Here is a 13,785-nt window from a genome sequence, read left to right on the forward strand (position 1 = left end):
AGGAATTGTTCCCGGCTAAGATAATTATTTCTGTCAGACCTGAAATAGGGGGTTAAAAGTCATTATCGTGAAGCATAGGTACGGTCTCCATGCGTTCTACTTTTCGGCGCACTTCAAGGATGTGCTGCAGCTGTTTGTTTAGAAATTCGTTGATGTCCTTTGGCACGCCAGTTTGGGCAACGGCTTCGCGGTAGGCTCTGGAAATTTTCTTTTCACTATCCTCGCAGAATTCTACAACCTTAGATTTATTGTTGAGCAGCAGAGCCTCCCGGAAATCGCCCCAGTGCTCGTACAAGTAGGAGCGGGACTGCTTGCTGATGGGCATAGGCGTGGGTGGCAATGCATTCATCCACTCAAAAAGCGGCTCATAGAGGCTGTTCCGGTAGCGAGCGAGGCTTTCCAGGTATTGCACCAGACTCTCATCAGTTGCTACCGCGGCTGCTTCCCGGTAGCGTTCTTCCGCATCTTTATTGCGCATCATAAGGTTGTTAACCAAAGCTATGCCTGAGGCATGCGTATTGGCATCGTATCGTTTTTTATTCCAGGGTTTATCTTGATTGTTAGCCATAATTTGATTGTTGTTTTTTTTGTGATGGAGAAAGCGAGTCACTGAAGAGGTCCGGTAAGGTTATTCCTTACCATTCATAGCGGATGCCTTCAGCATCGTATTCAATTTTTCACCTCCCTTGATACCGAAATCCAGTGTCCGGATCGGGAATGGAATCATGATATCATTCTGGTCAAAGGCTTTCTTAATGGCAATTACAGATTCACTCTGTGCAGCCAGTAAGCCTTTCTGTGTGATGTCGGCCAGCCAAAAGCGTACAATGAAGTTGATGGAACTATCCCCGTAACCATCGTAGTAAAATTCTACTGGGAAACGCTCGTCGTAATCTACGTTATCTTCTACCGCTTTCACGGTCACCGAGCGTACTTTCTCGAGGTCCTCCCCATAGGAAATGCCGCAGCTCAGCGCTAACCGGCGACGACCAGATACGGTATAGTTAGTTAAAGGGTTTTGAATGATGCTTTTATTAGGCAGGAGCACCTCTTCTCCACTCAACTGCTCTAGTATGGTCGAGCGCAGGTTTACTTTCTTGATCTTGCCAAAGTAACCGTTGGTTTCAATCAGGTCCCCCACATTGTAAAGAGACTTGGTTGACATCAGGATACCCGAAAACAAGTTCATAAGTGGTTCCTGAACGGCTAAACCAACTGCAAGGCCTACCACGCCGGCACCCGCCAGCAGGGAGGTTAATGCCCGGTCAAGCCCAAGAATCCCCAAGACGATAAAGAGCATCACAATTAAAAAACCGGAGGTGATGATGTTGGCTAAAAGCCCATTGATGGTCTGATTTCGGGAAAACCTGGACACCACCTTACCAGCATATTTCTTTACGAAACGGGATAAAAAAATGGAGGCGACCAGTACAAGTACAGCCAAAATGATGTTAGGCAAATTAGCGATCAACCCTTCCAGCCATCCTTCTAAAGTGTTCCAAAAAGCTTCCAGCGAGGCATTAAAGTCGTTCAAGGTACAAGTTTGGTTTGTTCAGTCTTTGAACGGGGGCAGCCTCGAGATGTTCATCCTTGTGAGATCAGCCCGCAGGCTTCCACTCAAAGGCCGCAGTGGCTACCCGCCGGCTGATACGCCCATCTGCCATTGATTCTTCCAGGACCAAACTGTTGGCCCGTTCCCGTCCAAACACTTCCTGCATGTTGCGTATGCTGCCCACCGGCACCCCGGCTTCCCCCAGTTTTGCCATCCATGTGGACCGGTCTTCTAGTCCGAATGCGGGGCGCAGCCGATCGCAAAGCACGCTGCGGTACCTGACCCGGCTTTTGTTGTCGGCAAAGCGCTCATCTTCCGGCAGCTCGGGGCATCCAAGGCATTGGCAGAGTTTCAAAAACTGCCCTTCCGTACCGGCTGCGATGACCAAAGGTTTGCCATCACTGCCGTAGAAGATATCCCCATAGGGTGCAATATTCGGGTGCTGCATGCCCATAGGTTGCGGAATGTGCCCCTCCATGAGCCAGTTGGTAGCCTGATTGGCCAGCGAGGCAATGGCGGCATCGAGGAGTGAAGTGGACACAAAACTCCCCTCTCCGGTACGGTAGCGGTGCAGCAGTGCCATAAGCACCGCTTCTTTAAGCTGATGGGCGGCCAGGATATCAATGAGGGCAACGGGCATTTTGACCGGGTCGCGTCCGGGCTCACCATTCATATACAAAAAACCCGCCTCCGCCTGCAATACCACATCAAAAGCCGGCAGGGGTTCATCTGCTCCAAAAGCATCCAACTGCGCATAAATCAACCGGGGATTGTGCTGGGCCAAAGTCTCATAATCCATGCCCAGCCTTTGAGCGGAGGCCCGTTTAAAATTACTTACGACGATATCAGCACCCGCAATTAGCTGTAGCACTTCTGACCGGTCTTCCAGTTCAGACAGGTCGAGCATTCGAACATTTTTTTTGTAATTTACGCTACAATAGTAGGCGGAGTAATCTGCTTCGGCTGGCTCTGTGGGCAGCTTCCAGTGTCGGGTGACATCGCCACCGGTCCGGGCATTTTCGACCTTGATAACTTCTGCACCCAGCTCGGCGAAAAACATACCGACCGCAGGGCCCGCGAGCACACTTGCCAGCTCAATTACTTTGAGCCCTTCGAAAAACTGTTGCTTTTCCAAATGAAATACATTTTATGAAAATCTGTTCTGCTGCTCAAATTCGGAAACTCGACGCATATACCATAAAACACGAACCGATTTCCTCCCTGGAGCTTATGGAGCGGGCGGCGGCCTGCTTTACCCGATGGCTCATTCAAACTTATCCGGACCAACAACAGCCAGTAAATATCATTTGCGGTATTGGCAATAATGCCGGGGACGGCCTTGTGGCGGCACGGCTGCTCCATCACTCCGGCTACGATGTGACGGTGCATACCTGCCAGATCAGCCCCAACCGATCTGAGGACTTCGAAGCCAACCTGAAGCGGCTGCCCGGTCATGGCGCTATCGAAGCTTATCCAATTACCAAAGGGGACCCAATGCCGGAATTGCCGGAAGGGGCACTGATTATTGATGCCTTGTTTGGTTCGGGGCTCAACCGTCCGGTGGAAGGGTACTGGGGCGATCTGCTCCAACACCTGAATGGTCTAAAGGTGGAAAGAGTAGCCATTGATATTCCGTCTGGCGTCTATGCTGATCAATCAACCGAAGGGGTTGCCTTTCAAGCACACCGTACCTTTTCCTTTGAGCTGCCCAAGCTGGCGTTCTTTTTCCCGGAAAATGCAGAGCGGGTGGGTGCCTGGACGGTCCGGTCAATCGGGCTGCATCCCAAAGCCATCGCGCAGGCTGAGACCCCTAACTTTTACCTGACGGAAGAGATAGCCAAAAAGCTGTTGCGCCCAAGAGCCAAATTTTCCCACAAAGGTACCCACGGCCATGCCCTGCTCATTATGGGCAGCTATGGCAAAATGGGTGCTGCTTTGTTGGCTGCGCGGGGTGCATTGCGGTCGGGTGCAGGGTTGGTGACGCTGCACGTGCCCAAAATCAGCTATAATATCGTCCAAACAGCCTTGCCGGAAGCCATGGTCAGCCTGGATGAACATGAGCTGCAATTCACAGAAGTCCCGGAACTCCATCCTTATCAGGCGATAGGCGTAGGCTGCGGGCTTGGGCAGGGCACGCTTACGCAAAAGGCATTGGCCCAACTCGTTGCCCAGGCTGACCAGCCACTCGTCCTCGATGCAGATGCCCTTAATATTATCGGTGCCCAGCCGGACCTACTGAAAGCACTTCCTGCCCAGAGCATCCTCACGCCCCACCCCAAAGAATTCGAGCGCTTGTTTGGCCCTACCCCCAATCACTTTAAACGACACGAACTCCAAATCCAAAAAGCCCGGGAGCTCGGCGTTATCATTGTGCTCAAAGGCGCGCACACTTGTGTCGCCCTCCCCGATGGACGTTCGTACTTCAACAGTACTGGCAACGCTGGCATGGCTACCGGCGGCACCGGAGATGTTTTGGCGGGTATACTCACCGGACTGCTGGCTCAAAGCTACACACCGGAAGCGGCGGCCCTGCTGGGCGTCTTTTTGCACGGTCTGGCTGGCGACTGTGCCTTGCAGCGGGAAAGCGAGGAGTCCCTGATCGCCGGAGACCTCCCGGATGCCTTAGGCTTGGCCTATCGCCAACTGCGGAAAGCCAACAACAACGATTTATCTAAAAATCGGTAAGGTTCAGAGAAAAACAGACCGGAAGAACGCTCTAATTTCTAAATTGCCCTTTCACCAACCGTCCGACCTGCCATGATCGATAAATTCAAGCAAGCGATAAATGATGCTACGGAGGCCTTGCGCGAGCAAGCTGCACAATTTGGGGAAGGCGCCAAAGAAAAAAGCTTTCAACTGATTGAGGAATGGCTAACGGTCTTCCCTAAACTGGAAATTTACGGTCTGGAAATCCGCAGCTTTGCCCTGAGCGTGGCCCTGAGCCCTGCCCTGGAAGTCGAAATGGTAGGCCGGCACGAGGACTTCCGCCCGGAACGCCTGGAAGCTATCATTCAGGAGACACGTAAGAATGCGGCGCTTGTCTCTGTCTTTACCACCATTCGTACCACTTACAACCTGCACCGGCGGACGCTGGCGAACCTCAATGACCCGCTTGTGGTGAAAATACGGGTGCGGCTTTCTCCGGAGATTAAGGTTTATTTGGGGGTACCTTTGATTGAGTAGTTTGGTTGGGAACACGGATTGGACGGATTACGCAGATTTGCACGGATTTCGAGCAAGGGCATAAGAGCGGGGCATGCTTGTGGGACGGCACCGTTTTGCCAGGATTAGCGGCATCAGTAAGATCAATCCTTTAATCAAACACAATCGTCTTATTCTGATACGGCAAAATCTTATGCTGAATCTCCAGCCAAATGGCCCGGGCCAGGACGACCTTCTCCAGGTCCTTCCCGATACGGATCAGGTCCTGAATGGTGTCTTTATGAGAAATCCGGCGGACATCTTGCTCGATAATCGGCCCCTCGTCCAAATCTGCAGTAACATAATGGCTCGTTGCCCCAATCACTTTCACCCCCCGGTTGAAGGCAGAGTGGTAAGGCTTCGCACCCTTGAAAGCAGGAAGAAAAGAATGGTGGATATTAATAACCTGATTCGGGAAAGCGGCCACAAAGTCGTCGGACAAAATTTGCATATAGCGGGCCAGGACGATGAAGTCAATATCCAGCTTACGCATTAGCTCAATCTCCCGCTGTTCCTGCTCCGCCTTATTGGTTTTTGTGATGGGGAAAACCTCGAAGGGAATTTCAAAACGCTCTGCAATGTAGCGCAGGTTCTCATGGTTGCTGACGATTACCGGGATTTCCACTTCCCACTCCCCGCTCATGCAACGCTGAAGGATATCATACAAACAGTGCGACATTTTGGAAACGAAAATGGCCATTCGTGGTTTATGCGCGCTTAGGTGTACCTGCCATTCCATTTGGTATTTTTGCCCTATCAGGGTGCCGAAATACTCATCAATTTTTTCGGCAGGGATATTAAAACCCTCCAGCTCCCACTCTACCCGCATAAAAAAGCGCCCCGCCTGCCGGTCAACGTGCTGGTCCAGAGAGATGACGTTCCCGTTGTTGCGGTGCAGAAAGTCGGTGACTGCCGCGACAAGGCCGGTTTGGTCCGGGCAGTGAATCAGTAAGATGGCCGTTTTTTTCATGGTTCCCGTTTTGGAGGCATAAAAATGCAAATTAATTTTTCATCCGCTTCAGTTCAGCGCTAAAAAGCAGCCAGGTATCCGGGTCCAGCCAAAGCCGGTTGGGCTCAAAGTCGCAGGGCAGGGTCACCGTCTGCTGTTCCTGATCAATATTTACGGTCCAGGTTTGACGGGTGCCATCGGGGGCTTCCGCCGCAATATCCAGGGGAAAAGTATAGGTTGCATCGCTGCGCAATTGCCCGATGTCTAGTTGCAGGCCTTCCTTTTTGCTCCACGACCAGCTCACTCCAATTTCCGGCACGCCGGGCTGATAAAGCCACTCATAAAAGAAGCCGTCTAAATCCTGCCCGCTGGCGATTTCCATCACCTCCTGAAAATCGCGGGTCAGGGCATTGCCGTTTTGGTAGGCTTTGTAATAGGCGCGCAGGCCCGACCAAAATGCCCGCTCGCCCACCTTATGCCGCAGCATGTGCAGCACCCAGTTGCCTTTCTGATAGGCATTGGCATTCAGCAGGCGGTTCCAGTTGGTGATGAGGGTATCAATTACTGGGCGGTTGGACTGACGGGCAAACTGCAGGACTTGCTGACGCTCGGTAATCAGCCGCTTGGCCATGGCATCCCGGCCGTACTTGTGTTCGATGTAAAGGTTAGCGCCGTAGGTCGCAAAGCCTTCGCTCAGCCAGATGTGGTGCCAGTTGCCTTCCGTCACGCTGTTGCCAAACCACTGATGGGCCACTTCGTGGGCGATGAGGTCTTCGTGGTCCTGCCCACCGGTCACGGAATTTTCAAAGTAGAAGATATTACTGGCATTCTCCATCCCTCCGTAGCGGGTTTTGGACTGTACATTGGCCAGTTTTGGGTAGGAATAGGGCCCGATGGAGTCGATAAAAAACTGTAAAACATCTGTAGCCTGCGCGTAATCTTGGTAGCCTTCCGTCCGGTTTTCGGGGTAAACCCAGCTGCTAACGGGTATACCGGCAACTTCACCGGCCCGGCTCACCGCAAACTGCGCTGCTCCAAAGACCGCCACTTTAGTAGGAATGGGCGTGTCTATCCGCCAGAAAGTAAGCTTGGTTTCCTGGTCAAGGTTAAGCTCTTCCAACTGCAAACCAGAACCCACCACCTGATAATGGTCCGGCGCGATAATCACAAAAGCCACCGTCGCCTTATCTGAAGGGTGGTCCACGCAAGGCAGGTAGTGATGGGCGCGATTCGGCCAGTTGTCGCCAAAGAAGGTCCGGTCACCGTACTTGTTTTGGGCGATGATAAGCCCGTCAGCCGGAACACCTTTGTACCGAACGGCAAATTGCCGGGTGGAACCTGCCGCTGCCGGGCTGCTCAGCGCAATAAGCAACTGAGCCCCTTCATGCCGGTAGCTCAAAGGCTCGCCTCCTTCCTTCACTTCCAGGACCTGCATGCCCCCCTGCCCGGCCTCCTCTGCAACCAGGTCCAGCACCAGGGTATCCAATGCCTGCAAAAACCGGATATCCATCAAGGCACTGCCCTGAATGGTGTCGTGCTCATCACTCAGCTCCAGCTGAAAGGTGTAATGCTGTACATCTATTTGGGAAAGGCGGGGAATGGAAGCCTGTGCGAATAGCAGTAAGGGGCACAAGAGCACAAGCGGCAAAAGGAAGGTTCGCATTTTTGATGGTGAAAATACGTTTTTCCGGGAAAAGCAAAAGGTAAAGGGCTGCACCAAAGACAGTACAGCCCTGTCATGCATCTATTGCAGGCCAATCCGCTTCCAGGTCTGCCGCAGCCCCTCTACTTCCACCTCGTAGAGCACCATACCAGCGTGAATGACCTCCGGCAGCCAGGCATTCGTGTGGGTATCATAGCTGCGGAGCAAGCGCCCCTGTACATCGTAGGCGTTGACGCGAGCGGGCTTCATGCCTTCTGCTTTGATGGCAAATTGACGGTCGGCAAACTCCAGTCCAAATGATGCTGAGGGGACTGGGACCGACTCTTCAGCTACCACCAGACCGGTTTCAAGAGAATAAAGCTCCCGCCCTACTGTCTCATCAGTGCTCAGGTTAAAGTACAGCTTACCATCCTGGAAACCAGTCAATAAAATCGACCCTTCAAGCCCGGTACTTTCAGGAAACTGATAAAGCTCTGTAACGGTGACAGCTTCGGTATCTGCTACGTAAATGGATACGGGGTTATTTTCGTTATTATAAACCACTACAAACACATAACGGCCTCTGGCCAGCATTTGCCAGATCATGCCGTTCAAGGGAAGATCACCCAGCTTAACGGTCCCTGGTACTGTTCCATCCGTCATGTAAAGGTCTTTTTCGGTAAAAAATGTAGACTGCCCTAAAAAAACAAGCTTTCCATTAGCTCCAATGTGAGGGTATGGGGTTCCATTAAGCAGAAAAGGCAGAAGGGGCTGCTCATCAAATAAAACCGTGGCCTCGGCCGGGCTGGCGGAAAAGCGGTAGAATGCAATGCCTTCACGGAACCCAACCATACTTACACCATCGGCTCTTAAAAAACGGTCACAGGGAAAAGATAAAACCTGGGTTATCTCTCCTGAACCTTCTTCATAAACGTAAGTACCTCTATTATCTCCACCGATAGAAAAGACTAAACCTCCATCTATCACTCCAAGCCCGTAGGCAGTTGAAAAAGCACCTATGACAGACTCCTCGAAAGTATATAAGACTTCCAGACTACCAGACTCATAATACCAAAGATGAACTTCGTAAGGAGGACCTGTAGGGCTATCAAAAAAAGCAAATCCATTTTGGTATTTGGTGTATTGCGCATTGCCAGCGCCACCACCATCAACATCAAAAAACGGGACGTTGGTCAGTAATTCTTCAAAATTTTCTCCATCGGAAGTCGCATAAAGTCTGCTAGCTCGCTTGAAAAGCAACGCTCCTCCATCCGTCACTACAAGATTAGAGATCGGCGCTGCACTACCCGACAAAGAATATTCCTTAACGGTCCCTTCTTCCGTCCCATCTGTAGACCAAAGCGAAGCAAGGACCTGACCATCATCCGCCACTGAAAAGTAAACTTTGCCGTTATACCGTACAAAATACTGGGGATCAGAGCTTTCATCACCAGGGTTTATGTCTTTAAGCAGGGACAGCTCTCCGTTTTCCAGAATCCCTAATTCCGTACCGAAATCGGGGTCAATCACAGCAAGGATCATCCGGTTGTCATCCAGGTAGACCCCTTCATAGCCCAGGGAGTCTGTCATCCCATCTGCGGTGCCGGGGTTAAAATCTGCAACCAACTGAGGCTGCGCCATTGCAACGGTAGCGGTAAAGCATACCGCGAAGCATAGGTAAAATCTAGTCGTCATCTTATTCAATTAAGTGAAGATATGCGCTCTACTTCTATCTTAAGTACTTTCTGAGAAATGCGGAAAATTTCAATTTCAAAAGCAGGTAGATACAGAACTATAGCGCCTGGTTTAACAATGCGCTAAAGATAAGCCTTCACCTACAAATTGCTGAACCAGATCAAATTATTTTTTCGAGGAAAAACATCATAACGATGGTAGATCTTTCCAGTAAATTGAGATTGAGGTTGAATCATTCGGATTCAGATAATTGTTCTGCTCCAATGTGATCTACACCCTAAGCAGTGTAGTTGGATTCCTTATCTTTGACCCAAACCTATGCACCATGCGCCAATTTTATTTCCTTCTCCTGCTGCTCGGGCTTTCAGCCTGCTCAGCGCCTTCAACTCAACAAGATATGACTGCTGAACAAGCTGCTGATTTCGACTGGCAGGGCCACCGGGGTGCCCGCGGGCTGTTGCCGGAAAATACAGTGCCCGCCTTCCTCAAAGCACTGGAATTTCCTCAGGTGAAAACGCTGGAGCTCGACCTTGCGGTAAGTCAGGACAGCCTGCTGGTGGTGACCCATGAGCCGTGGATGTCCCACCACATTTGCAGCCATCCGGACGGGCGCCCCGTAACGGAAGCGGAGGAAGAGGAGCTGCTGCTCTTTCAAATGCCCTACGCTCAGATCAAAGCCTACGATTGCGGTACCCGCGGGAACGAACGCTTTCCGGAGCAAACCCCCACGCCGGCACACAAGCCCCTGCTTAGCGAGGTGGTACAAGCCGTCAATGCTTACTGTGCTGAGCACAACCGCCACAAGCCCCGCTACAACATCGAAATCAAGCACGACCCGGCTTACGATAACGTCAAAGCGCCCCGCCCGCTGACCTTTGCCCGCCTGGTTTTGCAGGAAATAGAGGGCCTGGGTATAAAAACACAAACCTGTGTGCAATCTTTCGATGTACGCCCCCTACAGGAATTGCACCGGCTTGACCCTGCCGTCACCACGGCCCTGCTGGTTGAAAACCCCAACGGCGTTCAGGTGAACCTCGACGCACTGGGCTACACCCTGGACATCTACAGCCCCTATTACAAAATGGTCACCGGCAACGTCGTAGATACCGTGCACGATCTGGGTATGACCATTATTCCGTGGACCGTCAACGACACCACCGCCATGAAAGCGCTGATTGGCCTGGGCGTGGATGGGATTATCACTGATTATCCCAACAAAATTTCAGCAGTTACTCAAAACTGATACCCTACACTAGCAGATAGGGAATAATAAAACAAGTCGGTGGGGAACCACCGGAAGCTACCAAAGTAAAACGTGGCATTACCGTGCAGCCCGGCATAGAATGGCCCGGCAATTTGGGCCCACGCCCCTGCCGAATAGGCCGGCTTTAGCAGACTAATGGAAGCGTACGGACGTATCCGAAATGTCTCCGGCAGCATATAGCCGACTTCCACATTATAGGAAGTAAAAGTGTCCGTTTCATTTTCATCCGCCAGCTGCCGGTTGGCTTGCTGCACCCCAAGGCGGAAAAAGATGCGTTCGTGCACCCTGGGCATGACCAAAAACAGATCAGCACCGTAGACCAAATGCCCCTGATCCGCGACAGCCGGCGTATTAGAAAACTGCATCAGTCCAAGCCCAGCCCCTAGCAAAGGCTTGAAAAAAGGCGGGACATTTCTGTAGATAATTAAGGGCTGTCCCGGCTCCGCTGTAAGCTGATGGTAGCGTTTGGCCAACCGTACCAATGATTGGTGGCTGGGCTTCTCTATTTTTGAGATCTGCTCCTGCAGTTCCGGAGCATCCTGCAAATGAAACTTCAGCAACCCGATATGCTTCTTCGAACGGAAAAGATAGTCCGCTCTAATTTCCGGTGCGCCCTCAATCTGATTTCGGTCGAAATACCGGATTTCCTCCACATATGGCAAGTGCACAAGTGTATCACCGGTCTTGCGGAAATAATACTGATTAGAGTCGGCTTCATCCCGATGGTAATACACTTCCATCGCCCCGTTAACCAGGCACTCCAGAAAAGCCTTTTTCTCTTCCAGTTGTTCAGCAACAAACAACCGGTCGTCCTCAAACCGGTAGCCTTTGATATCCAGGGGTGAAAAGACCTGTTCGGTGGCATCCGCACTACCTTTGAAGTGGCACGCTTGCCCCAGAGAGAGGTCCCCCCGGTAATCAATCCTGCCATACAGAGTGTCACCTTCTTCCATCCAAACCATGCCCGGGCGGAAATCGGACTGAGCCTTAGTTAGAGAAACCCCTGTCAGCAACAGGGCAGCAAAGAGAAATATTTTTTTCATTGCGCGAAAATTAAAAACCCCGGGCTAAGCCTCCCGCTTTGCGTAAGCCAGCGCCAGCCGGATTTTATGATAAGGAATTTGTTCGTCCAAATATTCAAAGACATCCTTCAGTTTATAAGGCTCCTGAAGGTACCGCAAAGATTTCACCACCTGATCGACCTCTGAGGGCGTCACGAGTTCGTGCAGGTTAATGTCCTGCCCTTTCTCAAATAGGATGGCCAGATGGGAATAGACCGTCGTTTCGGTCAATTGCCGTTTCTGTGCAATTTCGGATACGCTTAGCCCCCGTTGGTACATATCGTGGGTGATTTGATAGGTAGAGGACTTGCCACGGCTCGCCGCCGGCCCCACATGCTCAATGATGGCATCAATAAAGTAGTTGCCGTAGAGGTGCAGTTTGCGCTCCCCCACCCCGCTGATGCGCTTCATTTCATCATCCGTCATAGGCCGCACGGCTGCCATCTCCTCCAGGGTTTTATCGCTGAAGATGATGTAGGGCGGCACACCCCGTTCCTGCGCCAGCTGACGCCGCAATTGCCGGAGTTTTTCAAACAGCTCATCCCGTACTCCCTGCCGCTCGGTGGCTTTTGCTTTGGCTTGTGCTTTTTCGGCTTCCTGCCGTTCTTTAACCGTAGCGAAACGCACCAATGGCACTTTTTCTCCTTCGAAGAGCACCCGGTTGCTCGCCGGGGTCAGTTTCAGCACGCCATGCTCATCGTGGGCAATCTCGATGTAGCCATAATTCAGCAGTTGCAACATGTAGTGCTGCCATTCCAGAAAGGGGATATCACGGCCGGCACCGTAGGTTTTGATGTTTTGGTAGCCGCGTTCAAAGATTTCCTTCTTCCCGCTGCCGCGCAGCACGTCAATTGCCAGCGTCATGCCCACCTGTTGCCGCAACCGGTAGATTGCAGACAGTGCCTTTTGGGCAATCTCCGTCCCATCTATGGTCTTCGGCGGGTTCCGGCAGATATCGCAGTTCCCGCAGTCCTCCGTGGTTTCCTCCCCAAAGTAGCTGAGGAGGATACGCCGCCGGCAGCCTACCGCTTCCGCAAATTGCCGCATACGGTCCAGCTTCGCCAGTTTAAGGTCCACCTGATCGCTGTCGTTTTGCTTGAGGATGTCCTCCATCAGAGCGACATCGTTGTAGCTGTAGAAAAGCACGGTATCCGACTTTGCGCCATCGCGCCCGGCCCGGCCGATCTCCTGATAGTAACTTTCGATATTTTTAGGCAGGTTGTAGTGGATGACCCATCGCACATTGGACTTATCAATGCCCATCCCAAAGGCCACCGTAGCACAAATAACCGGTGTATTGTCGTTGATAAAAGCCTCCTGCACCGCATCCCGCTCCTCGGGGGAAAGGCCCGCGTGGTAATAATCAGCCGTGATGCCGGCGGCCTGAAGTTTTTCCGCCAGTTGTTCGGTCCCCTTGCGGCTCAGGCAGTAGATGATACCAGACTCATTCGGGCGTTTGCCGATAAAACGCAGGATTTGCTCGCGGCGGCGCTGCCCAGGGCGGACCTCGAGGCTGAGATTAGGTCGGTCAAAAGATGAAATAAATACCCGCGGGTCTGGCAAATTGAGCTGCCGCAAAATGTCTTTCCGGGTGAGTTTATCAGCGGTTGCGGTAAGTGCAAGTATAGGCGTTTCCCGGAACTCCTGTTTGAGGAACTTCATGCGGGTGTACTCCGGCCGGAAGTCATGCCCCCAGGAAGAGATACAGTGGGCCTCATCAATGGCAAACAGGCTCACTTTCGCGCGTTTCAGCAGCGGCAGAAAATCCCGGGAAGTCAGCTTTTCCGGAGAAACGTAAAGCAACTGTAGTTCACCGTTAAAAAACTGATCCTCCACGGCCCGCTGATCCGCTTCACCGAGTGAACTGTTGAGAAAGGCCGCCTGTACACCATTGGCCCGTAGTGCTTCCACCTGATCCTTCATTAGAGAAATAAGGGGAGAGACCACTACGGCGGTCCCCGGGAGCGTCACTGCAGGCACCTGATAGCAAATGGACTTGCCCCCGCCCGTAGGCATTAGCACCAGGCTGTCTTTACCGGCAAACACCTGCTCAATGATATCGGCCTGCATAGGGCGGAACGTATCGTAACCAAAGTATTTTTTGAGCGCATCCTGAGCGGCGGGCATATTCATGAACTAACAATTTGTTTCGGGACAAGCTCAAATTTAACAAAAATCAGCAAATGCACCATCTTTGCATTGCGATTGTTGGTAAAAAGAGTAAGGGCTCTCAGCATACGCCGAAAGCCCTTCGAAACTTTTGGGTCCAATGCCCAAGAAAACGGGCACTGAGGATTAGTTTCCCTTCCAAAATAGAGGGCTTCCCAGAGAGGATCGAGGGAAGCCCTCATTTAAACACGCTTCTTGTTTAAAAAGGAAGGAAGATTTATAACCAGGTGGTTGTGTTCAAATTACTGACTA

Annotated in this window: 11 protein-coding genes; 3 read left to right on the top strand and 8 right to left on the bottom strand. The window is 51.8% G+C overall.

Going from position 1 to position 13,785, the window contains the following annotated elements:
* Positions 1 to 52 precede the first annotated feature (52 nt).
* The 3 genes from MRY86_RS14380 to MRY86_RS14390 form a co-directional block, all read right to left on the bottom strand.
* Complete coding sequence (locus MRY86_RS14380; RefSeq protein ID WP_293564143.1) at positions 53 to 568, bottom strand: PA2169 family four-helix-bundle protein; 516 nt, start codon at positions 566 to 568, stop codon at positions 53 to 55.
* Between the two features lie 60 nt (positions 569 to 628).
* A complete protein-coding gene (locus MRY86_RS14385) occupies positions 629 to 1,534 on the bottom strand; it encodes a mechanosensitive ion channel family protein (protein WP_293564144.1) in 906 nt (301 codons plus the stop codon).
* Between the two features lie 64 nt (positions 1,535 to 1,598).
* The gene (locus MRY86_RS14390; RefSeq protein ID WP_293571576.1) at positions 1,599 to 2,687 is read right to left on the bottom strand and encodes a CoA transferase; all 1,089 of its coding nucleotides are present in this window, start codon (positions 2,685 to 2,687) and stop codon (positions 1,599 to 1,601) included.
* Between the two features lie 14 nt (positions 2,688 to 2,701).
* On the opposite strand from MRY86_RS14390, the gene MRY86_RS14395 reads away from it, so the two are divergent.
* On the top strand, positions 2,702 to 4,237 hold the full coding sequence (locus MRY86_RS14395) for an NAD(P)H-hydrate dehydratase (RefSeq protein ID WP_293566909.1): 1,536 nt from the start codon (positions 2,702 to 2,704) through the stop codon (positions 4,235 to 4,237).
* Positions 4,238 to 4,309: 72 nt separating this feature from the next.
* A complete protein-coding gene (locus MRY86_RS14400) occupies positions 4,310 to 4,735 on the top strand; it encodes a hypothetical protein (protein WP_293566908.1) in 426 nt (141 codons plus the stop codon).
* Positions 4,736 to 4,865: 130 nt separating this feature from the next.
* Here the strand turns inward: MRY86_RS14400 and purU are convergent, their stop codons facing one another.
* The 3 genes from purU to MRY86_RS14415 all read right to left on the bottom strand — a co-directional run bounded on the left by purU (position 4,866) and on the right by MRY86_RS14415 (position 9,039).
* On the bottom strand, positions 4,866 to 5,723 hold the full coding sequence (gene purU, locus MRY86_RS14405) for a formyltetrahydrofolate deformylase (protein WP_293566907.1): 858 nt from the start codon (positions 5,721 to 5,723) through the stop codon (positions 4,866 to 4,868).
* 31 nt (positions 5,724 to 5,754) lie between these two features.
* The gene (locus MRY86_RS14410; protein WP_293566906.1) at positions 5,755 to 7,365 is read right to left on the bottom strand and encodes a M1 family metallopeptidase; all 1,611 of its coding nucleotides are present in this window, start codon (positions 7,363 to 7,365) and stop codon (positions 5,755 to 5,757) included.
* A gap of 81 nt (positions 7,366 to 7,446) precedes the next feature.
* Positions 7,447 to 9,039, bottom strand: a complete 1,593-nt coding sequence (locus tag MRY86_RS14415; protein ID WP_293566905.1) for a hypothetical protein — start codon at positions 9,037 to 9,039, stop codon at positions 7,447 to 7,449.
* Between the two features lie 325 nt (positions 9,040 to 9,364).
* Here MRY86_RS14415 and MRY86_RS14420 point away from each other — a divergent pair, with 325 nt between their 5' ends.
* Positions 9,365 to 10,282, top strand: a complete 918-nt coding sequence (locus MRY86_RS14420; protein WP_293566904.1) for a glycerophosphodiester phosphodiesterase family protein — start codon at positions 9,365 to 9,367, stop codon at positions 10,280 to 10,282.
* On the opposite strand, the gene MRY86_RS14425 is transcribed toward MRY86_RS14420, so the two are convergent.
* Together MRY86_RS14425 and recQ are read right to left on the bottom strand one after the other, a co-directional pair.
* Entirely contained in the window at positions 10,273 to 11,346 is a 1,074-nt protein-coding gene (locus MRY86_RS14425; protein WP_293566903.1) for a hypothetical protein, read from the bottom strand. The two genes, MRY86_RS14420 and MRY86_RS14425, sit on opposite strands and share 10 nt — an antisense overlap.
* A 24-nt stretch (positions 11,347 to 11,370) precedes the next feature.
* The gene (gene recQ, locus MRY86_RS14430) at positions 11,371 to 13,497 is read right to left on the bottom strand and encodes a DNA helicase RecQ (RefSeq protein ID WP_293566902.1); all 2,127 of its coding nucleotides are present in this window, start codon (positions 13,495 to 13,497) and stop codon (positions 11,371 to 11,373) included.
* Between the last annotated feature and the right edge of the window lie 288 nt (positions 13,498 to 13,785).

Origin of the sequence: Phaeodactylibacter sp. (assembly GCF_022763345.1) — a bacterium.
GTDB lineage: Bacteria > Bacteroidota > Bacteroidia > Chitinophagales > Saprospiraceae > Phaeodactylibacter.

Coding starts and splice junctions, on each gene's coding strand:
- MRY86_RS14425 (WP_293566903.1), bottom strand. CDS start 11,346: ATGAAAAAAATATTTCTCTTTGCTGCCCTGTTGCTGACAGGGGTTTCT.
- recQ (WP_293566902.1), bottom strand. CDS start 13,497: ATGAATATGCCCGCCGCTCAGGATGCGCTCAAAAAATACTTTGGTTAC.
- MRY86_RS14400 (WP_293566908.1), top strand. CDS start 4,310: ATGATCGATAAATTCAAGCAAGCGATAAATGATGCTACGGAGGCCTTG.
- MRY86_RS14380 (WP_293564143.1), bottom strand. CDS start 568: ATGGCTAACAATCAAGATAAACCCTGGAATAAAAAACGATACGATGCC.
- MRY86_RS14415 (WP_293566905.1), bottom strand. CDS start 9,039: ATGACGACTAGATTTTACCTATGCTTCGCGGTATGCTTTACCGCTACC.
- purU (WP_293566907.1), bottom strand. CDS start 5,723: ATGAAAAAAACGGCCATCTTACTGATTCACTGCCCGGACCAAACCGGC.
- MRY86_RS14420 (WP_293566904.1), top strand. CDS start 9,365: ATGCGCCAATTTTATTTCCTTCTCCTGCTGCTCGGGCTTTCAGCCTGC.
- MRY86_RS14395 (WP_293566909.1), top strand. CDS start 2,702: ATGAAAATCTGTTCTGCTGCTCAAATTCGGAAACTCGACGCATATACC.
- MRY86_RS14410 (WP_293566906.1), bottom strand. CDS start 7,365: ATGCGAACCTTCCTTTTGCCGCTTGTGCTCTTGTGCCCCTTACTGCTA.